Here is a 19,244-nt window from a genome sequence, read left to right on the forward strand (position 1 = left end):
GATCCTGTTTGGCATTACCTGTCTTTTTTCATCAGGCGTGCAGCAGCTTGGCACCAGATCCCGCTTGCATCGTTACCCTTGCAGGAAAGGTCGCCGATGGACACCCAGGATGATATTGTAGCAGTGGGACTTTTGACCCAGGACGACATCCGTCGATTGGGGAATAATTTCTCGCGCCTTTTCCCCATACCCCGTGACGGGGCGTTCGACGATCTCATAAAGGCGATCGATGATGCCGATCGGGATCGGCAACAGCGTCAGTCAGGCTGACGGCATTCGCGTTCCTGATATATGGGTCCGGCTGTATCGGAGTGCGGAAAATTGGCGGGGCAGCCGGACCCTGTTCGCATGACCTGCGGGAGTCAGCGACGCCGCCAGTGCCCCGAACGCCAGCGACTGATCGGCATATTATCCGACCCATGACGGACCGGCATGTGCGCTTAATGCTGGCTGGCCTGCCCTTTGGAGCAGGGCCGTCCCCCTTAAGGGCGATTGACGGCAACATGGGTTATCCCCCTGAAATATACTTGGAAAATAGGAATCAGTGGAAATGACGCTCTTCGCCTTGAGTTGATCAGCTGGATCGCGTTATGGCAGGCGATGGCCTTGCTTCATCGTTTCGTCCCCGTCCTCTTTGGCCTTCTCGTCGCGGGCTGCGCTTCTTACCAGCCGGTGACCGACAGCCCGGTGCGGATCGGCCCGCCCTACCGTGTCAAAGGCGTAACCTATGTGCCCGCCGCCCAGCCCGTCTATGATGAGGTCGGCACTGCCAGCTGGTATGGATCGGAGTCCGGCAATCGCACCGCACGTGGAGAAAAATTCCGTCCCAAATGGATCAGCGCCGCCCATAAAACCCTGCCTCTGCCATCCTATGTCGAAGTGACCAATCTGGACACGGGGCGGACGGCGTTGGTGCGCGTCAATGATCGCGGACCCTTTGCCCAGGGCCGCATCATCGATCTTTCTCGCGGGGCTGCCGACCTGCTGGGCATCAGGCAGCAAGGGCATGCGCCCGTCCGCGTCCGCAGGGTCGATCCCCCGGAAAAGGATCGCAAAAGGCTGCGCAAGGGCAAGGCCGCGCGGGAGCGCCCGGCCCTGTCCGGCGAAGCGCTGGCGGCGCAACGCAGCCGCATCCGCTGACCTGCTGGCCCGCTTTGGGCGCAGTGAAAATTAACGGTCGCCTGCGGGGATCAGCACTGTATATGCTCCTACATACTGCATAGGGGATCGTCGTTGCGCCGGTGCTTTCACCTGCTCGTCCTGCTGCTTATCATGTCCGCGTTCGCGCCGGGGTCCGCGCGGGCGAAGGGGCCGCTTATCCTCGCCGCCGCCAGTCTTCAGGAATCGCTTGGTGCCGCTGCCGATGCTTGGACGGCGATGGGTCATGACCGTCCCATCCTGTCTTTCGCCGGGTCGTCCGCCCTTGCGCGCCAGATCCTGGCCGGAGCGCCTGCGGACCTATATCTGTCCGCCGATCAGGACTGGATGAACGCCATCGCCGCCAAAGGCCTGCTGCGTCGCGGCATCCGAACAAACTTCCTGACCAACCGGCTGGTGCTGGTCGCGCCTGCGGCCAAGGGTGGCGGGATGAACATCCGGCGCGGCTTCCCCCTGGCCAGAGCGCTCGGCAAAGGGCGGCTCGCCATGGCCGACCCCGACAGCGTGCCTGCGGGAAAATATGGCAAGGCCGCTCTTATGGCGCTGGGCGTCTGGCCGTCGGTTTCGGGACGCATCGCTGCGGCGGAAAATGTGCGCGCCGCGCTCGCCATGGTGGAGCGGCGGCAAGTGCCCTACGGCATCGTCTACGCCACGGACGCCCGCGCCGCTCCCGCCGTCCGCATCGCAGGCGTCTTCCCAGCGGGGAGCCACCCCCCGATCACCTATCCGCTGGCAATGCTGGCGCGATCGACCCACCCGGATGCGGACGGCTTCCGCCGCTTCCTCCTTTCGGGCCGGGGCAAGGCGATATTCCGCCGCTATGGCTTCGGCGTAAAGTGACCGGGGCATGATGCTGAGCGCCGCAGATTGGGACATTGTGCAGCTATCGCTGAAGGTCAGCCTGGCCGCCGTGCTCATCACCCTGCCTTTTGCCTTCGCCCTTGCCTGGCTGCTGGCGCGCGGGCGTTTTCCGGGCAAGCTGCTGCTGGATGCCGCGATCCACCTGCCGCTTGTCCTGCCCCCCGTGGTGATCGGCTGGCTGCTGCTGCTGGCGCTTGGCCCTGCGGGGCCCGCAGGCGCGTTTCTCGACCGCTGGTTGGGCGTCAGCGTCATGTTCCGCTGGACCGGGGCGGCGGTGGCGGCGGCCATCATGGCGCTACCGCTGATGGTGCGCGCGATGCGACTGTCGATAGAGGCGGTGGATAGCCGGGTGGAGGATGCTGCGCGCACCTTAGGCGCAAGTCCTGGCCGCTGCTTCCTGACCATCACGCTGCCCCTGTCGCTGCCGGGCGTGGTGACCGCTTTCATCCTGGGCTTTGCCCGATCAATCGGGGAATTTGGCGCGACGATCACCTTCGTGTCGAACATTCCGGGCGAAACGCGCACCCTTTCCCTCGCCATCTACAGCGCCTTGCAAGTGCCGGGCAGCGACGCGACCGTGTGGCGGCTGGCGCTGATCTCCGTCGCCCTGTCGCTGGGCGCGCTGGTCGCGTCGGAAGCGCTCAGCCAGCGGCAACGCGCGGGACGGAGCGGCCATGTCCTTTGAGGTAGACGTCAGCAAGGCGCTGGGCGACCGGATGATCGAAGCGCGTTTCGCCGTCCCCGGCGGCCTGACCGTGCTGCGCGGCGTGTCGGGCGCTGGCAAGACGTCCGTGCTGAACATGATCGCCGGGCTGCTGACGCCTGATCGCGGGCATGTGGTCGTGAATGGCCAGCCGCTGTTCGATGCCGCGCAAGGGGCCAACCTGCCCGTCCATCGCCGCCGCCTTGGCTATGTGTTTCAGGACGGACGGCTCTTCCCCCACCTGCGCGTGCGGGCGAACCTGCTCTATGGCTATCGTCTCGCTCAACCCGAAGAACGCTGGATGACGCTGGACGAAGTCGTTGCCTTCCTTGGCATCGCACCGCTGCTGGATCGCTGGCCCCGATCCTTGTCGGGCGGGGAGGCGCAGCGCGTCGCCCTTGGCCGCGCCCTTCTGTCCGGGGCACGGGCGCTGCTGCTGGACGAGCCGCTCGCGTCGATCGATCCGGCGCGGCGCAGCGACATCATCGACGCAATCCTGCGCATCCGCGACGAACTAAAGCTGCCGATGCTCTATGTTACCCATGATCCTGCCGAAGCAGAACGGCTGGGCAATCAACTGGTGACCATCGGCAGCTGATAACGCCGCTGTCGATCAGTGCAGCCCCGACCCGCCCCCGCTCAGTTCCTTGGCGATGGAGCCGACCATGTCCTTGGCATCGCCGAACAGCATCTGGGTGTTGGCGTTGTAATAGATCGGGTTGTCGATCCCGGCAAAGCCTGCGTTCATCGACCGCTTGATCACGAACACCGACTTGGCGCGATCCGCTTCGATGATCGGCATGCCCGCGATTGCGCTGTTGGGATCGTCACGCGCCGACGGATTGACCGTGTCGTTCGCGCCGATGATCACCGCCACGTCCGCCTGCGGCAGTTCGGGGTTGATGTCGTCCAGGTCGACCAGCTGCTCATAAGGCACATTGGCTTCGGCCAGCAGCACGTTCATGTGACCGGGCATGCGCCCGGCCACCGGGTGGATCGCGAACTTGACGTCCACGCCCTTCTTGGTCAGCGCCTGGTAAAGCTCGCTCACCTTATGCTGCGCCTGCGCCACCGCCATGCCATAGCCCGGAATGATGACCACGCTGCTGGCATTTTCCAGCTGCATCGCCGCTTCCTCAGCCGAGGCGGAGCGCACCACGCGGTCGTCCTTGCCACCGGCCACGCCCGCGATGACCTTGCCAAAGCCGCCGAACATGACGTTGGCAAAGCTGCGGTTCATCGCCTTGCACATGACCAGCGCCAGAATGAAGCCCGACGCCCCGTCCAGCGCACCCGCCACGATCAGCAGCTTGTTGCCCAGCGCAAAGCCCATGGCGCTCGCGGCCAGACCCGCATAGCTGTTGAGCAGCGCGATCACGGTCGGCATGTCCGCGCCGCCAATCGGGATCACCAGCAATATGCCGAACAGCAGCGCCAGCGCGACAAACGCCGGGAACAGCCAGGTCTGGGTCGGATCGATCGCCAGGGTCGCGCCGATCACCACCGTCGCCAGCGCCACCGCGCCATTGAAGATGCGCTGGCCGGGGAAAGACACCGGGCGGCTGCCCATCAGTTCCTGCAGCTTGGCAAAGGCGACGACCGACGCTGTACAGGTCAGGAAACCCAGCAGCATTTCGAACATCAGCACCCACATGATGAAGCCGCCGGCATATTCGGGGTGGGCATGTTTATAATATTCAGCCGCGCCGATCAGGCCGACAGCCAGCGCGCCGAATGCGTGGGAGATGGCAGTTCGCTGCGGGATCGCCGTCATCGGCATCAACAGCGCCATCGGGATGCCCGCCGCCGCGCCCGCGATCATCGCGATGATGATCAGGTCGTAATTGACCACCTCATGCTGGACCAGCGCGCCGATGATGGCGATGACCATCCCGATCTCACCCGCGCGCACACCACGCCGAGCCGTCGAAGGATGGCTCATCCACATCAGCGACAGGATGAACAGAGCCGATGCGGCAATCGCCGCGAAAGGAACAAAGACGCCCATCTGTTACTTCCCCCGCGGCTTGAACATCTTGAGCATGCGATCGGTGATCATGAACCCGCTGACCAGGTTCACCGTCGCACAGAACACCGCGATAAAGCCCAGCGTCTTGGCAAGCGGCGTCGCGCCTTCCTCACCCGTGATCGTGATCGCCCCCACGATCACCACCGCCGCAATCGCATTGGTCAGCGACATCAACGGCGAATGCAGCAGCGGCGACACCTTCTTGATCAACTGAAAACCCAAAAAGGCCGCCAGTATGAAGACGAAAAGATAATCTGCATTAAAAGCGTTCACTGTCACCATCCCCTGCTTCAGGACTCAGCGGTTCGGCCCGTTCCAGCGCCGCCCGTTCCAGATGAATGCATGCGGCCAAATGCGCGCTCGCATCAATCAGAATCACTGATTCCGCTCAATCCCCTCCAGAATTGATCGTCGCCCCTTATTGATCCGGGCCGCTACAGGCAAGGTGAACAAACGCAAAATAGGGCGGCGATCGCGCGCGACGAAGGTTTTCCGCGGGCTAACGGCTAATATAACATTATCTGATAGCTGATGCCTGCCGCCTAAACCTGTCGACTACGCCCCGTCTTTCAAGGTCATGGGCAACCCGGCTGTCACCAATATGACCTCGTCGCACAAAGCCGCCATCTGTTGGTTAAGCCAGCCCGCTTCGTCGCGAAATCGTCGTGCCAGGGCATTTTCGGGCACGATCGACAGGCCGACTTCGTTCGACACGAACACAACCGGCACGGCGCAGCTTCGCACGGCATCGGCCAGCTTGGAGGTCCACATGGCTATGTCTTCACCGGCCAGCAGCAGGTTCGACAGCCAAAGAGTCAGGCAATCGACCAGTATCGCGTCGGCCCATTCTGCCGATGAACGGATCGCGCCCGGCAAATCGACCGGCGCATCGACCGTCCGCCACCGTTGCCCGCGATCGGCCCGGTGGCGTGCGATGCGATCCGTCATTTCTCCATCATGGGCCTCCGCCGTGGCGACATAGGCCAGCGATCCCGACAGCGCCTCACATCGCGCCTGCGCATGGCGGCTCTTGCCCGATCGAGCACCTCCAAGGACCAATATGTTCATAAGCCAAGCTCCAAAAATGCGCTTAATCCCCAGAGCAAGGCGCATGCCCGCAGGAAAATCCTCATCGCCCGGCGTAAATCCGCCGGGGTGACGTCCCGATGGCTGCCGCCGATCCACGGCTTATCGTGCAGCACCCCGTCATAGCGGATCGGCCCTCCAAGCCTGACCCTGAGCGCGCCCGCCATCGCCGCCTCCGGCCAGCCCGCATTGGGTGAAGCATGTCGCTTATGGTCGCGCCACATGACCCGCCATCCGCGCCCGCCCGCGACGCAGACGAGAAACCCGGACAGCCGGGCGGGTGCGAGGTTCAGCAGATCGTCAAATCGGGCCGCAGCCCAACCGAACGGACCATATGGTTTCTCCCGATGACCGATCAGGCTGTCGGCGGTATTGGCCGCCTTATAGGCCCATATGCCCGGCAGGCCCCCCAGCAGCAGCCAGAAAAGCGGCGCGACCACGCCGTCGCAAAAGCTTTCCGCCAGGCTTTCCACCGCCGCGCGCGACACGCCGGCTTCGTCCAGGCTGGCCGTGTCCCTGCCGACGATGCATGCCACCGCGCGGCGCGCATCGTCCAGCTTGCCCGCTTCCAACGCCCGCGCCACCGGCAGGACATGGTCATAAAGGCTGCGCTGCGCCAAAGCTGGCCAGGCTGCCAGCGCCACGCCAACCCAGGCCCAACTTCCCATGGTCCGCTGGATCAGCCATTCGACGGCCCAGCCACAGCCGATCGCCACCGTCAACAGGACCAGCAAGGTAGCGACCCCGCCAATCCGCCGCGCCCCGTCGCGCAAGCCGGGGCGGTTCCACCGGCGCTCACACTTCGCGATGATCCGGGCGAACCCGCCGACCGGGTGGCCGATCCGCGCGTGCAGGCGACTGGGCCATCCCAGCGCCGCGTCCAGCGTCAGCGCAGCAAGGGCCACCGCCTCAACCACCCGCCAGCGCCCTGTCCAGCCGCTCCATCGCGTCGGCATTCGGGGGAAGGCCGAAACGCAACCATGTCGGCTGTGCCTGAAAAGGCCGGGTCAGGATAGCGCGGCGGGCGAGGTGTTCGAACAGCTGCGCCGCATCGTCCCGCTCGACCAGCCTGAACAGCGGACAGGCTCCCCTCGCTGCCAGGCCATGGCGGGCAAGCAGCGCGTCCAATCCCTTCGCGCGTTCGCCGAGCGCGTCGATGGTCGCATTGATCCAACCCCTGTCGCGATAGGCCGCCGTGCCAAAGGCGATGGCAGCAGCCGACACCGGCCAGTCGCCCAGCATGCGCCGACAGGCCGCGACAATCGGCGTCGGGCCGAGCAGGAAACCGAGCCTTGCGCCCGCCAGCCCGAAAAATTTGCCGAACGATCGCAGGACGATCAGTTGCCGCCCCTCCCCGACGTCCGGCGCGATGCTGCCGCCCGGCATGCAATCGGCGAAGGCTTCATCGACGACCAGCCATTGCATGCGCTCCGTCCATGCCAACAGCTGCTCCCGCGCGAAAACGCGGCCATCGGGGTTGTTCGGATTGGCGATCAGCAGGACAGAAGCGGGCGGCGCGTCTTCGGGATCGCTGACCGGCCTTGCCTGGGCGAAAGCCTCCCCATGCGTGCGGTAGCCCGGCGTCAGGTAACAAGCGGGCCGGTCCAGCAGCCGTCCCACGATCCGCAAGCCGATCTCGCTCCCCGGCACGGCGCAGACATGGGCCGGGGGAAGGCCGAAATGAGCCGCCGCCGCCGCCTCAAGCTCCACCAGCGCCGATGGATCGGGCAAGGCCGCCCAATCGACTGCGATCCGCGCCGCGCCGGGCCACGGCACGGGGTTGATCCCCGTGGACAGGTCGATCCACGGTTCAGCCGAACCATAGCGGGCCTGCGCATCGGCCACACGACCACCATGCCAACGGAACGCATCGCTCATGACGTCAGGACCAGCGCGGCCAGCAGCGCGCTTTCCACTATCTCGATCCCCGCCCCATGCCCGTCGCCTGAAATGCCGCCAATGCGCGCCCGCAGCCACATGGCCCATGCAGGGATCAGCGCGGCGACGATCAGCAGGCCCGGCATCCACCAGGCAAACAGCATCGCAACCGCGCTCCAGCCCAGCAGATGCGCTGGCCGAACACCGTCGCGGAATCGGCTAGCAAGCCCCTCATGCAGCGGCGGGAGCCAACGCGACCAAAAGAGCGGCCCCATCCGCGCGGCCATGGCGACGCCGATCAGCCACCAGGCCGGGACCAGCTCCGCACATAAGCGCAGCAACACCAGCTTCGTCAGCAATTGCAGCGCGACCGCCGTGACGCCAAAGCTGCCGACATGCGGGTCGGCGAGCACGAGCGATAGCTTGGTGCGGTCCCCATGAGCCGCGCCCACCGCGTCGGCGATGTCGGCCAGCCCGTCGATATGCAGCGCGCCCGTCATCGCCACCCAGACCAGCAACGCCAGCAAGGCCCCTGCCCAGGGATCGACTCTACCGCCCAGCATTAACCCCCCGGCCACACAGGCACCGACAACCATGCCCGTTGCGGGGAACCAGCGGATCGCGGCGGCGAAGTCCCCTTCGTCCGCCTTCACCGGCGGCAACGGCAGGCAGGTCATAAGCTGCATCGCCAGCACCAGCCGCCTCATGACTGAAGCCCCGTAATCTGCGCCGTCCCGTCCGGCCACAGCCGCAGGCTCAACAGCGCGCCATAGGGCAGGTCGAAAGCCCAGACCTGCCGGTGATCCATCCCGCACAGCACCGACAGCGCGGCGCGCATCGCGCCTGCATGGCTGAGAACCAGCGTCGGCGCGCTTATGTCGCTCAACGCCGCGCCGACCCGCTCGCACAGCGCGGACCACCGCTCCCCATCGGGCGGCGGATTGGCCTCAGGATCGTCCCAAAAGCGGCTGAGCGCATCGGCAGCCAGATCGGCGGGATCGAACCCATCCCACTGCCCGAAATCCAGCTCGCGCCAGCGCGGATCGATATGCAAAGCCACATTTCGTTCCGTTGCGATGGTTTCGCCGGGGATGCGCGCCCGCGCCAGATCGGACGTCACGACATGATCGAAGCGCAAGGATCGCGCGCGATCCACGCACAGCGCCATGCCGTCGAGATCAGGCGGCGCGTCACAATGGCCCAGCAGCCTGCCCGCCATTTCCGGCACGCCATGGCGCATCAGGTGGATGGAGAGTGAAGTCATCGCCCGCTCGCGACCGCAGCTTCCGCAAATGTGGCCATCCCCCCATGCGCCGCGAGCGCCGATCGCACGATCTGCGCCGCCACCGCCGCGCCGCTCGCTTCGCCCAGCCGCATGTTCAGCCGCAACAACGGCTCCAGACCCAGGGCGTCGAGCAACCGGGCATGCCCGGCCTCCGCAGAACAATGCGCGGCGAGGCAATGGCCCGTAATCTGCGGGTTGTCGCGGGCCAGCGGAGCAACCGCCGCCCCGCAGATAAATCCGTCCAGCATCACCGGCAGGCGGCTCAACCGCGCCGCCAGCACCGCGCCCGCGATCGCCGCAATCTCCCGCCCGCCAAGGCGACGCAGCGTTTCGAACGCGTCTCCGCAATGCGCGCCATGCCGGGCAAGAGCCAGCCTTACGGCCTCGGCTTTCCGATCGATCCCAGCGGCGTCGACGCCGGTGCCCCGACCGACCCACTGCCCCGCTTCGCCGCCCAGCACCTGCGCACACAGGGCGGCGGCGGCGGTCGTGTTGGCGATGCCCATCTCCCCCAGCAACAGCAGGTCGATGCCGGGTTGGATGACCGCAGCCCCGGCATTGATCGCCGCCAGGCACTCCGGCTCGGTCATGGCGGGACCTTCGGCAATGTCGCCGGTCGGGCGATCCAAATCGATGGGCACAATGACCAGTTCCGCTCCGCAAGCGGCGGCGAGCGCGTTGATGGCCGCGCCTCCGCTGCGGAAATTCGCGACCATCTGGGCGGTCACTTCGGGAGGAAAGGCGCTGACCCCGCGCGCAGCCACCCCGTGATTGCCAGCAAACACCGCCACGCGGATCGTGTCGGCGCGGGGCCGTTCTCGTCCCTGCCATCCGGCCATGAACAGCGCGATGTCCTCCAGCCGCCCCAGCGAACCGGCGGGCTTGGTCAACGACGCTTGCCGATTGGCCGCAGCTTCCATCGCGCCTTCATCGGGGGCGGGCAATGTCGCCAGAGCCTGATCGAACGCGGCCCGGTCGCGAAAGAACGTCATGTGCAGATAAAGCCTTCGGGCGGCGTGCGGACGATGAAATGTCCCTTCACCCCCTGCGGCCAGTCGGCGTAACGCACCACGCCTTCCTCGCTGGCCGCGTGGCGGACGGCATAATCAAGGATCGCGCGCGCCGCCGCTTCATCGGGCGTGAAATCCCCCAATACATAGCCGACCTTGCCCGGCGCGCGCAGATGGACAGTGCAATGCCGCTGACAGGCGAAAAGGCAGGGCATGTCCTGCACCTCCACCCCCGCATAGGCGCTGTCGCCCGCCTGCACCGCGCGCAGCGCCTGCGCCAGCAGAGCGCCGCCGCGCCGCCCCTCGCCATCTTCCCGTTGTTCGGATGACAGGCGGCAGGTCGAACAGACCACCACCGCCGCCCCGGTTTCGACCGCGCGCAACATTTCAGCCGCGCCCCGGCATCACATAATGGATCATCATCCCCGGCTCCGCATTCCGACCGCAAACAGCCTTGTGGCGGGGACGAAGCGGGGACGCACAACGACATGCTTCCCGCGCGGCCGCACCGGCAAGGCAATGGCTGTCGCTCGGCGAGGATATCCCCGTTCGTCCGGCACACCCTGTCCGGTCGAAGAACGACTGCGGCAGGCAGGTCTCCTGGCTCACGGGTCAGTGCGTCTGGCCGCCTTCTCGGGAGCACCCAAATGGGTCCCAATGGCGTGAATGGCCGTCCGCTCACCGCTTACAGTTGCAGGGGCAGCGCGGGCTTCACCCGACTTCCCTTTTCATCCCCTTGCGAGGAACCTGTCGCGCTGCCGCTGATAGTGCGAGCGGGCGCAGGTCGCAAGCTGCGAATAGGGCATGGACCTTTCGCGGCCCATGCCCTGCCGGATCAAAAGTCCAGTTCCGCGCGCCATCCCACGACATTGACGCCATAATCCCGGTCGGTCCCGGCGGGGATCGCGGCATCGGTATAGCGCAGGTGCGCGTAGTTTAGGTTGAAGCGCAGATATTCGATCGGGGTCCATACCAGCCCCAATATCCAGGCATTCTGCGTGCCGCCGACAATATCCTTGTCGTTCAGGTCCAGATAATCGTAGCGCGCCGTCAGCTGAAGCGATCCCATGCCGCCGTCGCCAAATTCCTGCTTGGGCTTGGTGCTGCCGAAAATGCCATTTTTGTAGGACCGCGTTTCGCCCGTCAGGAAATAGCCGACCTCTGCATAGCCGCCAAAGAAGGTCGGGTCCGACAGGCCGGGCCGCTTCGTCCGCAGCCAATGTGTCTCACCCGCCCAGTAAAGCGGGCCGCGCGTACCGGCGAATTCCAGCCCATAATGGGATTCGCCCGTGGCATCGATCGACGGCGTGGCGAGAAAGCGCGTGTTGATCGTGTGGAGATAAGGCCGCTGGCGATAGCGCTGCGGCTCGTCGGCCAGGCGGTTCAGGTCGCGCCAATGTCCCGACGCGCCGAAATGCAGCTGCGTCTTGCCGATGCGCGGTGCCAGCACGACCCGGCCATCCACGCTGTAGCTGTTATTTTCATCGCCATCCTCATCATTGGTCAGCGAATCGGCGCTGTCGGAAAACAGGCCAAGCTGGGCAAGCAGGATGCCGGACCGATATTGGGCGGACAGGCCAATGCGGCGTTCGAAATTGAAGGCATCGGTAAAGGCTGCGCGTTCCATCACCGAACCGGTCGTGTCGCCGATCAGTTCGTCTAGCGACTGAAACTGGTTGTGATTGCCCAACGTCACCAGCCACTTGCCATTTTCATAAGTGATGAACGTGTCGACCAGATCGATGCTGTTGTCCGACAGTTCGGTTTCCAGCTTATAGCCGAACCCGGCCCCCAGCTGACCTTCAGCGCCCAGCCGCAGGCGGCGAAGTTCATTGGAATAGCCCTGCGCGCGATCGGACACGCTGCCCGGCGCCATCAACAGGGCGGCGTCATATTGAATGCGGCCCTTTACCTTGAACTTTGCGTCGTCGCTGGAAAATTGCGGGCTGCCTTTCCAGCTGATCTTGGTTGCAGGCTCCGCCGCAGCCGCCGGTTTGGACGCGCTGGCCAGGGCAGCCGGTGGAGCGGCTGACGCCCCTGAGCCGGAAACAGCCGACGCGGGCGCTGCCGAATCGAGGCGCGTTTCCAACATCTGCACCTGCATCTTCAGTGCGGCGATCTGCGCCCGCAACTGCTCGGCTTCCGCCTGGCTGATCGTCTGTGCGCTCGCCCATGAGGGTGCGGCTATTTGGAGCATCGCGATGGCGATTGCCCAACGGCTGGCTTTCATTGCTTGGTCCCTTCTCATGGGCGGGGCAGATATGTCAGCTACGTGACTAATCCATGACTCCATTGTTACGATTTTATTTCAGGCGATCATTCAGCCGTCCACGCTTCCCTTTCCCACCGATGCGTTCTATGCCCCCGCCGTGAAGGTCCGCTTCGGCAGCCTTCATCTGATCGCGCCGGTGCCCCGAAGGGGCTTGAATGGGAATGCGGTGCGGATGCTTTTTCCGGCGTCCAAATCCGCGGCTGTCCCTGCAACTGTAAGCGGTGAGCGAGATGCATATCGACCTTCCATGACATGGGAAGGTCAGCCACTGGGCCGGACGCTAAATCCTGCGAGGCCTGGGAAGGCCATGTGTCGAGCGATGACCCGCAAGCCAGGATACCTGCCGGCGTCTGGTCGCTCTTGCTTTGGTCCAGGGGATGGCCGGGGCACGGTGTTCCGTCTGAGCGACGCCTAGTGCGGCGGGAGCCGCAACGGCATGCGTGCCGGGCGCACAGGCGTCCGTCCGGCGATCGATGTCGGCCGCGTTGCGGAGGCTCCCGTTTCGGTTCGCCGACGCCGACGGGACTGCCGTTATGAATGCTATTCCTCCGACATTGACCCCGCCGCCCGACGGGGGCCGGCTTCGCCAGCGGGCCACATGGATGTTCGCCGGCCTGATCGCTGCCAATATTTTCCTCTGGCTATGGGCCGGGGCGCTGTTCGCAGGCGACATGACGATGCTGGGCATGGCCCTGCTGGCCTGGAGCCTGGGCCTGCGCCATGCCGTGGACGCGGACCATATCGCCGCGATCGACAATGTGACGCGCAAGCTGATGCAGGGCGGCCAGCGCCCGCTGACCGTCGGCTTCTGGTTCGCGATCGGCCATAGCGCCATCGTGCTGATCGGCGCGGTCCTGATCGCCACCGCCGCCAGCGCGCTCAGCCGGGTCGAGGCGGCGGGCGAAATCGGCGGCGTCATCGCCACCATCATTTCAGCGACCTTCCTCTTCGCCATCGCGGCGGTGAACCTGATCATCCTGAAATCGGTCTGGGCAACCTTTAACCATGTTCGCAAAGGCGGGGCCTATGCCAATGAAGACATGGACATATTGCTGGGAAATCGCGGCCTGCTGGCCCGCCTGTTCAAGCCGCTTTTCCGTTTGGTCACGCGCAGCTGGCACATGGCGCCGCTGGGCTTCCTGTTCGGCCTGGGCTTCGACACAGCGACAGAGGTCGCCATATTGGGCCTGTCCGCCGGGCAGGCGGCCAGTGGATTGGCGCTGTCCACCGTTCTCATCTTTCCCCTCCTCTTTGCGGCGGGAATGGCGCTGATCGACACAGCCGACGGCGCATTGATGATGGGGGCCTATCAATGGGCCTTCGTTAAGCCCATTCGCAAACTCTATTATAACATCACCATCACGCTGGTTTCCGCGATCGTCGCCATCGTGATCGGCGGGATCGAAACGGCGGCGCTGCTGGGCGACAAGCTCGGCCTGACCGGCGGCGTCTGGTCGCTGGCCGCCAATCTGGGCGACCATTTCAACAGCCTGGGCTTCTTCATCGTCGGCCTGTTCGCCGCCTGCTGGCTGATCAGCTGGGCAATCTATCGCTGGAAACGCTTCGACGACATCGAAGTCCCCCTCGCAATCCAAGGAAATGTCCCATGAACAAGGTTCCCGCTACCGTCATCACCGGCTTTCTGGGGGCTGGAAAAACCACCCTGATCCGCCATATCATCGAAAATGCGGGCGGCCGCCGCATCGCCCTCATCATCAACGAATTTGGCGATGTCGGCGTGGACGGCGCGCTCGTCCAGGGCTGCGGCGACGAAGCCTGCCCCGACGATGACATTATCGAACTGGCCAATGGCTGCATCTGCTGCACCGTGGCCGACGATTTCCTGCCGACCATGCAGCGGTTGCTCGACCGGCCGACCCCGCCTGATCATATCATCATCGAAACCTCCGGCCTCGCCTTGCCCAAGCCATTGGTCAAGGCGTTCCAATGGCCCGACATCCGCACGCGCGCCACGGTCGATGGCGTCATCGCGCTGGTGGATGCCGACGCGCTCGCCGCAGGGCGTTTCGCCCATGACGAAGCCGCGCTGGCCGCCGCCCGCGCCGCCGACCCCACGCTCGACCATGACAGCCCGATTGAGGAACTGTTCGAAGACCAGCTGGCCTGCGCCGACCTGGTCCTTCTCAATAAGACGGACCTTGTGGATGCCGACCAGCTGGAGGCGCTGGAAGACCGGCTTAGGCAAGAGGTCCGCCCCGGCGTCAGCTTCATCCGCACCGCGATGGGCCGCATCGACCCCGCCGCGCTGCTGGGCATCGACGCCGCCGTGGAGGATAAGATCGACGCCCGCCCGTCCCACCATGACGGCGATGAGGATCATGACCATGACGATTTCGACAGCTTCGTGCTGAACCTGGGCGAACTGGACAGCCCGGAACCCCTTCTCGCCGCACTGGATATCGCCATCGCCCGACATGACCTGCTGCGCGTCAAGGGCTTCCTGGCGATCCGTGGACGCCCGGCCCGCCTGGTCCTCCAGTCCGTCGGACCCCGCGTCCAGCATCATTATGACCGCGCATGGCGACCCGATGAGCAGCGCGCCTCTCGCCTGGTCATCATCGGCCAGCACGGCCTGGACCGCGACGCCATAGCAAACACGCTCGACGCAAAGCCGGTGCCCGCCTGATGCATTTGCTGACCGCCACGCCCGGCACCGTATCGAACGGCGACGAAGCAATCGACCTTGGCCAGACGCCGGGCGACATCGTGGTGCTGACCGTGGCGGACAGCGAACTGGCCTGCCTTGCCAGCGCGGCGGCGACGCTGGGGGACGCCGCCCCCACCATCCGCCTCGCCAACCTGTTGCAACTGCGCCACCCCTATTCCGTCGACCTCTATGTCGAACAGGTGATCGCCAACGCCAAATTCGTCTGTGTCATCCTGCTGGGGGGTAAGAGCTATTGGCCCTATGGCATTGATGAAATTGGACATATCGCGCGGGAAAAGGGCATAGCCTTCGCCGCCATCGCCGATGGGCGGGAACAGGACCCAGATCTTGCCCAAGCGTCCACAGTCCCTCCCGATGTCTGCGACCGGCTGCGCGACTATCTGCGCCAGGGCGGCGTCGCCAATGCCGCCGCTTTCCTGAAGACCGCCGCCCGCCTTGCGGGACTGGATGCAGGCGAACCCAATGATCCGGTCCCGGTAGCAGATGCGGGCCTCTATTCGCCGGGGATCGAACGCGCGAGCCTGGCCCAAGTGAAAGGCCGATGGCGCGCAGGACAGCCGACCGTCCTCTTCCTCTTTTACCGAGCCTTGCTGATCGCCGGTACGCTTGAAGCGGTCGATGCCATGATCGCCGCACTGGAATCACATAATCTCAACGTCTTGCCTGTGCATGTTCGCTCCCTGCGTGAACCATTTGCGCGCGATTTCCTGCGGGCGTCGATGTCGGAAACACCACCGGACGTTATCCTCAACGCAACCGCCTTCGCCGCCTCCGCTCCGGGCGAGCCGCGCACGCCTTCCATCCTTGAACAGGCGGACTGCCCGATCCTGCAGACCGTCTTCGCCAGCGCCGAGGAGCAGGCATGGCAGGCGAGCGCGCGCGGACTTGGCCCGCGTGATCTTGCCATGCACATCGCCCTTCCCGAAGTCGACGGACGGCTGATCACACGCGCCGTCGCTTTCAAGGCCGCCACCCGCTTCGACGAGCGCACCCAATGCAGCATCGTCGTTCCCCAAATCCTGCCGAACCGCGCTAACTTCACCGCACAACTTACCGCAAACTGGGCATATTTGCGCAAAACAGCCCCAGACAAACGCCGGGTCGCACTCATCCTCGCCAACTATCCCAGCCGCGCAGGCCGCATCGGCAACGGCGTCGGCCTCGACACGCCCGCCAGCGCCGTCGCCATCCTCAAAGCCATGGCGGACAGCGGCTATGATGCCGCCGGCGCGCCCCTGGAAGGCTCCAGCCTGATGGATAGGCTGACCCACGCCGACGCGCCAGCCAGCCTTGCCCTGACCGACTATCACACGGCGTTCGACACCCTCCCCGCGTCGGTGCGCGATGCGGTGACCATGCGCTGGGGTCCACCGCAAGCCGATCCGTCCATCCGCGACGCAGCATTCCCCATCGCCGCCCATCGCTTCGGCAATGTCGCTGTCGCGGTGCAGCCATCACGGGGCTATGATGTGGACCCCAAATCCAGCTATCACGACGCGGCGCTTCCCCCGCCGCACGCCTATCTCGCCTTCCATTTCTGGCTGGCCAACCATTTTCGTGCGCAGGCGGTCGTCCATGTCGGCAAGCACGGCAATCTCGAATGGCTCCCCGGCAAGGCAATCGCCTTGTCGGAAAGCTGCTTTCCCGAAATATGCGCCGGGCCGGTGCCGCAAATCTATCCCTTCATCGTCAATGATCCGGGCGAAGGCACCCAGGCAAAGCGGCGCATCGGGGCCTGCATCATCGATCATCTGACCCCGCCGCTGACCCGCGCCGAAAGCTATGGCCCGCTCAAGGAACTGGAGGCGCTGGTCGATGAATATTATCTCGCCGCCGGCATGGACCCGCGTCGTCTGGAAACATTGCGCAAGGACATATTGGCCCTCGCCGCGATCCAGGGGCTGGACCAGGATGCCGGGGCGAGTGGCTCTGGAGATGACGCCTTAGCCGCGATCGATAACTATCTGTGCGACCTCAAGGAAATGCAGATACGTGACGGGCTCCACATCTTTACCCAGTCGCCTGAAGGACCGCAGCGCCGCGATTTGATGATCGCCCTCGCTCGCTGTCCACGGGGGCTGGACGACGGGCAAGGCTCTTTGCTTCGAGCGCTGGCGGACGACTTTTCCCTGTATTTCAATCCATTGAACTGCGTCTTGGGGAAGACATGGGATGGCTCCCGCCCCGCCACGCTTCAAGACCTCACCCCGGCCCCATGGCGGACCACCGGCGACACGGTCGAGCGGCTGGAGCTGTTCGCCATCCACCTGCTCGACAGCGGAAGCCCCGCCCCCGGCCCTCATAGCGCCGCCGTGCTGAACACCCTGCACCACGACCTCGCCCCCCGCGTGGATGCGAGCGGACCAGCGGAAAAATCAGCCCTCCTGGCCGCGCTCGACGGACGCTTCATTCTCCCCGGTCCATCGGGTGCACCGACACGCGGACGGCCCGACGTGCTACCCACTGGCCGCAACTTCTATTCGGTCGACACCCGCGCCGTCCCCACCGTCGCCGCCTGGAATCTGGGGCAGCTATCCGCAGACTCCCTCATTCAGGACTATTTCCAGCGCAATGGCGAATATCCCCGCGCCATGGCGATTTCGGCGTGGGGCACGGCCAATATGCGCACCGGCGGCGACGACATAGCCCAGGCGCTGGCATTGATGGGCGTGCGACCGCGATGGGAATGGGCATCGGGCCGGGTCATCGGCTTTGAAGTGGTGAAGATCGCGGAGCTGAACCGTCCCAGGGTGGACGTCACCCTGCGCATATCCGGCTTCTTCCGCGACGCCTTCCCCGATCAGGTCGACCTGGTGGACAGCGCGGCCCGCGCCGTGATGGCACTCGACGAACCGGAAGAAGATAATCCCGCCGCCGCCCGCCACCGCGCCGAAACCGCTGCGCTGATGGCGGAAGGCGCGTCTGAAAAGGCCGCGCTGCGCCGCGCGGGCGCGCGCGTTTTCGGTTCGGCCCCCGGCACCTATGGCGCGGGCCTGCAGGCCATGATCGACGAACGCATCTGGCATGACCGTTCGGATCTGGCGAACATCTATCTCGACTGGGGCAGCCACGTCTATGGCGGCGGCGTGGAGGGCGAAGCGGAACGCGCCCTGTTCGCGCGGCGGCTCGCGCAGGCCGACGCCCTCATCCAGAATCAGGATAATCGCGAGCATGACCTGCTCGACAGCGACGATTATTATCAGTTCGAAGGGGGCATCGCCGCCGCCGTCGAACATCTGTCGGGCAGGAAACCGCTCAGCTACCATAATGACCATAGCCGCCCCGAACGGCCAGTCGTCCGCACGTTGGAGGATGAGATCGGTCGGGTCGTCCGCGCCCGCGTCACCAATCCCAAATGGATCGCGGGGATGATGCGTCACGGCTATAAGGGCGCGTTCGAAATCGCCGCGTCCGTCGATTATCTGTTCGCCTTCGCCGCCACGACCCATGGCGTGAAGGACCATCATTTCGACGCCGTCCACGCCGCCTTCATCGAGGATGAAGAGGTCCGCGCCTTCATGGCGCAGGCCAATTCCGCCGCCCTGCGCGAAACCGCCGCCCGCCTGCACGAAGCGCTCGACCGGGGGCTGTGGCGGCCCCGGTCCAACAGCGCCGCCATGCTCCTCTCCCAGCTCAAGGAAGCCCAGCCATGATCGAACGCACCCCCGAACAACATGCCGAAAAGATGAAGAAGAAACAGGTCGCCCATGACAAGATCATGGCAACCAAGACGCAGGAAAAGGGCCTGCTGATCGTCCATACCGGCAAGGGCAAGGGCAAGACCACCGCCGCGCTGGGCATGGTCGTCCGCGCGATCGGCCATGGCAGGAAGGTCGGCGTCGTCCAGTTTGTGAAGGGCGCGATGACCACCGGAGAAAAGGCGGTGTTCGACGCCTTTCCCGAACGGGTGGACTTCAAGCCGATGGGCGAAGGCTTTACCTGGAACACGCAGGACCGCGAGCGTGACATTGCGCTCACCCGGACCGCATGGGAAGAGGTGAAGAGGATGATTGCCGACCCGGCCTATGATATGGTGCTGGCAGATGAGCTTAATATTGCCCTGCGCTACGACTATCTGCCCGTGGACGAGGTGCTGGAAGCCGTGAGTGCCCGCGCCGAAATGAAGCATGTCATCATCACCGGCCGCAATGCGCCCGAAGCCCTGATCGAAGCCGCCGACCTGGTTACCGAGATGACGCTGGTCAAGCATCCCTTTCGTTCGGGCGTCAAGGCGCAGGCCGGGATCGAATATTAATCGTGAGCGGACCCGCCA

19 protein-coding genes and 2 riboswitches are annotated in these 19,244 nt (G+C 64.9%); of the genes, 9 read left to right on the forward strand and 10 right to left on the reverse strand.

The window, feature by feature from the left end; all coding sequences use genetic code 11:
- Positions 1 to 96 precede the first annotated feature (96 nt).
- The 5 genes from FHS54_RS15020 (at position 97) to FHS54_RS15040 (ending at position 3,320) form a co-directional block, all read left to right on the forward strand.
- Positions 97 to 270, forward strand: coding sequence for a hypothetical protein (locus FHS54_RS15020; RefSeq protein WP_167304962.1), 174 nt, complete (start codon positions 97 to 99; stop codon positions 268 to 270).
- Positions 271 to 600: 330 nt separating this feature from the next.
- Complete coding sequence (locus FHS54_RS15025; RefSeq protein ID WP_167304963.1) at positions 601 to 1,140, forward strand: septal ring lytic transglycosylase RlpA family protein; 540 nt, start codon at positions 601 to 603, stop codon at positions 1,138 to 1,140.
- Positions 1,141 to 1,272: 132 nt separating this feature from the next.
- Entirely contained in the window at positions 1,273 to 1,998 is a 726-nt protein-coding gene (gene modA, locus FHS54_RS15030) for a molybdate ABC transporter substrate-binding protein (RefSeq protein WP_167305184.1), read from the forward strand.
- Between the two features lie 7 nt (positions 1,999 to 2,005).
- The gene (modB, locus tag FHS54_RS15035) at positions 2,006 to 2,704 is read left to right on the forward strand and encodes a molybdate ABC transporter permease subunit (RefSeq protein ID WP_167304964.1); all 699 of its coding nucleotides are present in this window, start codon (positions 2,006 to 2,008) and stop codon (positions 2,702 to 2,704) included.
- Complete coding sequence (locus FHS54_RS15040) at positions 2,694 to 3,320, forward strand: ATP-binding cassette domain-containing protein (RefSeq protein WP_167304965.1); 627 nt, start codon at positions 2,694 to 2,696, stop codon at positions 3,318 to 3,320. Before modB ends, FHS54_RS15040 begins: the two co-directional genes overlap by 11 nt.
- A 15-nt stretch (positions 3,321 to 3,335) precedes the next feature.
- Here FHS54_RS15040 and FHS54_RS15045 read toward each other — a convergent pair whose 3' ends face one another.
- The 10 genes from FHS54_RS15045 to FHS54_RS15090 form a co-directional block, all read right to left on the reverse strand.
- Positions 3,336 to 4,730, reverse strand: coding sequence for an NAD(P)(+) transhydrogenase (Re/Si-specific) subunit beta (locus tag FHS54_RS15045; RefSeq protein WP_167304966.1), 1,395 nt, complete (start codon positions 4,728 to 4,730; stop codon positions 3,336 to 3,338).
- Between the two features lie 3 nt (positions 4,731 to 4,733).
- The gene (locus FHS54_RS15050; RefSeq protein ID WP_167304665.1) at positions 4,734 to 5,024 is read right to left on the reverse strand and encodes a proton-translocating transhydrogenase family protein; all 291 of its coding nucleotides are present in this window, start codon (positions 5,022 to 5,024) and stop codon (positions 4,734 to 4,736) included.
- Between the two features lie 282 nt (positions 5,025 to 5,306).
- Complete coding sequence (gene cobU / locus FHS54_RS15055) at positions 5,307 to 5,819, reverse strand: bifunctional adenosylcobinamide kinase/adenosylcobinamide-phosphate guanylyltransferase (RefSeq protein WP_243855792.1); 513 nt, start codon at positions 5,817 to 5,819, stop codon at positions 5,307 to 5,309.
- Positions 5,816 to 6,754 carry an adenosylcobinamide-phosphate synthase CbiB gene (gene cbiB / locus FHS54_RS15060; protein ID WP_167304967.1) on the reverse strand — a complete coding sequence of 313 codons (939 nt, stop codon included), beginning with the start codon at positions 6,752 to 6,754 and terminating at the stop codon, positions 5,816 to 5,818. Before cbiB ends, cobU begins: the two co-directional genes overlap by 4 nt.
- A complete protein-coding gene (locus FHS54_RS15065; RefSeq protein WP_167304968.1) occupies positions 6,747 to 7,715 on the reverse strand; it encodes a threonine-phosphate decarboxylase in 969 nt (322 codons plus the stop codon). The genes cbiB and FHS54_RS15065 overlap by 8 nt, the downstream gene beginning before the upstream one ends.
- A complete protein-coding gene (locus FHS54_RS15070; protein ID WP_167304969.1) occupies positions 7,712 to 8,422 on the reverse strand; it encodes an adenosylcobinamide-GDP ribazoletransferase in 711 nt (236 codons plus the stop codon). The genes FHS54_RS15065 and FHS54_RS15070 overlap by 4 nt, the downstream gene beginning before the upstream one ends.
- Positions 8,419 to 8,979 carry a histidine phosphatase family protein gene (locus tag FHS54_RS15075; protein WP_167304970.1) on the reverse strand — a complete coding sequence of 187 codons (561 nt, stop codon included), beginning with the start codon at positions 8,977 to 8,979 and terminating at the stop codon, positions 8,419 to 8,421. Before FHS54_RS15075 ends, FHS54_RS15070 begins: the two co-directional genes overlap by 4 nt.
- Positions 8,976 to 9,992: a nicotinate-nucleotide--dimethylbenzimidazole phosphoribosyltransferase gene (gene cobT / locus FHS54_RS15080; RefSeq protein WP_167304971.1), complete on the reverse strand. Its 1,017-nt coding sequence runs from the start codon at positions 9,990 to 9,992 to the stop codon at positions 8,976 to 8,978. The genes FHS54_RS15075 and cobT overlap by 4 nt, the downstream gene beginning before the upstream one ends.
- Positions 9,989 to 10,396, reverse strand: a complete 408-nt coding sequence (locus FHS54_RS15085; protein ID WP_167304972.1) for a DUF1636 domain-containing protein — start codon at positions 10,394 to 10,396, stop codon at positions 9,989 to 9,991. The genes cobT and FHS54_RS15085 overlap by 4 nt, the downstream gene beginning before the upstream one ends.
- 187 nt (positions 10,397 to 10,583) lie before the next feature.
- Positions 10,584 to 10,776, reverse strand: a riboswitch (cobalamin riboswitch).
- A 69-nt stretch (positions 10,777 to 10,845) separates the two neighbouring features.
- Complete coding sequence (locus FHS54_RS15090; RefSeq protein ID WP_167304973.1) at positions 10,846 to 12,240, reverse strand: OprO/OprP family phosphate-selective porin; 1,395 nt, start codon at positions 12,238 to 12,240, stop codon at positions 10,846 to 10,848.
- 159 nt (positions 12,241 to 12,399) lie between these two features.
- A riboswitch (cobalamin riboswitch) is annotated at positions 12,400 to 12,644 on the forward strand.
- 240 nt (positions 12,645 to 12,884) lie between these two features.
- On the opposite strand from FHS54_RS15090, the gene FHS54_RS15095 reads away from it, so the two are divergent.
- Genes FHS54_RS15095 through cobO form a run of 4 tightly spaced genes read left to right on the forward strand, consistent with a single transcriptional unit; the run spans position 12,885 to position 19,226 of the window.
- On the forward strand, positions 12,885 to 13,892 hold the full coding sequence (locus FHS54_RS15095) for a HoxN/HupN/NixA family nickel/cobalt transporter (protein WP_208405055.1): 1,008 nt from the start codon (positions 12,885 to 12,887) through the stop codon (positions 13,890 to 13,892).
- Positions 13,889 to 14,929: a cobalamin biosynthesis protein CobW gene (cobW, locus tag FHS54_RS15100; protein WP_167304975.1), complete on the forward strand. Its 1,041-nt coding sequence runs from the start codon at positions 13,889 to 13,891 to the stop codon at positions 14,927 to 14,929. Before FHS54_RS15095 ends, cobW begins: the two co-directional genes overlap by 4 nt.
- Entirely contained in the window at positions 14,929 to 18,624 is a 3,696-nt protein-coding gene (gene cobN, locus FHS54_RS15105) for a cobaltochelatase subunit CobN (protein WP_167304976.1), read from the forward strand. Before cobW ends, cobN begins: the two co-directional genes overlap by 1 nt.
- Entirely contained in the window at positions 18,621 to 19,226 is a 606-nt protein-coding gene (gene cobO / locus FHS54_RS15110) for a cob(I)yrinic acid a,c-diamide adenosyltransferase (RefSeq protein WP_167304977.1), read from the forward strand. Before cobN ends, cobO begins: the two co-directional genes overlap by 4 nt.
- Positions 19,227 to 19,244: the final 18 nt, after the last annotated feature.

This window comes from Sphingobium vermicomposti (assembly GCF_011762025.1).
GTDB classification, from domain to species: Bacteria; Pseudomonadota; Alphaproteobacteria; order Sphingomonadales; family Sphingomonadaceae; genus Sphingobium; species Sphingobium vermicomposti.

What these genes read in the sequence shown, in the direction of transcription:
- FHS54_RS15095 (WP_208405055.1), top strand. Translation starts at nt 12,885, where the DNA reads ATGTTCGCCGGCCTGATCGCTGCCAATATTTTCCTCTGGCTATGGGCC.
- FHS54_RS15090 (WP_167304973.1), bottom strand. Translation starts at nt 12,240, where the DNA reads ATGAAAGCCAGCCGTTGGGCAATCGCCATCGCGATGCTCCAAATAGCC.
- cobO (WP_167304977.1), top strand. Translation starts at nt 18,621, where the DNA reads ATGATCGAACGCACCCCCGAACAACATGCCGAAAAGATGAAGAAGAAA.
- FHS54_RS15075 (WP_167304970.1), bottom strand. Translation starts at nt 8,979, where the DNA reads ATGACTTCACTCTCCATCCACCTGATGCGCCATGGCGTGCCGGAAATG.
- FHS54_RS15070 (WP_167304969.1), bottom strand. Translation starts at nt 8,422, where the DNA reads ATGAGGCGGCTGGTGCTGGCGATGCAGCTTATGACCTGCCTGCCGTTG.
- cobU (WP_243855792.1), bottom strand. Translation starts at nt 5,819, where the DNA reads ATGAACATATTGGTCCTTGGAGGTGCTCGATCGGGCAAGAGCCGCCAT.
- cobW (WP_167304975.1), top strand. Translation starts at nt 13,889, where the DNA reads ATGAACAAGGTTCCCGCTACCGTCATCACCGGCTTTCTGGGGGCTGGA.
- modA (WP_167305184.1), top strand. Translation starts at nt 1,273, where the DNA reads ATGTCCGCGTTCGCGCCGGGGTCCGCGCGGGCGAAGGGGCCGCTTATC.
- cobN (WP_167304976.1), top strand. Translation starts at nt 14,929, where the DNA reads ATGCATTTGCTGACCGCCACGCCCGGCACCGTATCGAACGGCGACGAA.
- FHS54_RS15025 (WP_167304963.1), top strand. Translation starts at nt 601, where the DNA reads ATGGCCTTGCTTCATCGTTTCGTCCCCGTCCTCTTTGGCCTTCTCGTC.
- FHS54_RS15085 (WP_167304972.1), bottom strand. Translation starts at nt 10,396, where the DNA reads ATGTTGCGCGCGGTCGAAACCGGGGCGGCGGTGGTGGTCTGTTCGACC.
- FHS54_RS15045 (WP_167304966.1), bottom strand. Translation starts at nt 4,730, where the DNA reads ATGGGCGTCTTTGTTCCTTTCGCGGCGATTGCCGCATCGGCTCTGTTC.
- cobT (WP_167304971.1), bottom strand. Translation starts at nt 9,992, where the DNA reads ATGACGTTCTTTCGCGACCGGGCCGCGTTCGATCAGGCTCTGGCGACA.
- FHS54_RS15065 (WP_167304968.1), bottom strand. Translation starts at nt 7,715, where the DNA reads ATGAGCGATGCGTTCCGTTGGCATGGTGGTCGTGTGGCCGATGCGCAG.
- FHS54_RS15020 (WP_167304962.1), top strand. Translation starts at nt 97, where the DNA reads ATGGACACCCAGGATGATATTGTAGCAGTGGGACTTTTGACCCAGGAC.
- modB (WP_167304964.1), top strand. Translation starts at nt 2,006, where the DNA reads ATGATGCTGAGCGCCGCAGATTGGGACATTGTGCAGCTATCGCTGAAG.
- FHS54_RS15040 (WP_167304965.1), top strand. Translation starts at nt 2,694, where the DNA reads ATGTCCTTTGAGGTAGACGTCAGCAAGGCGCTGGGCGACCGGATGATC.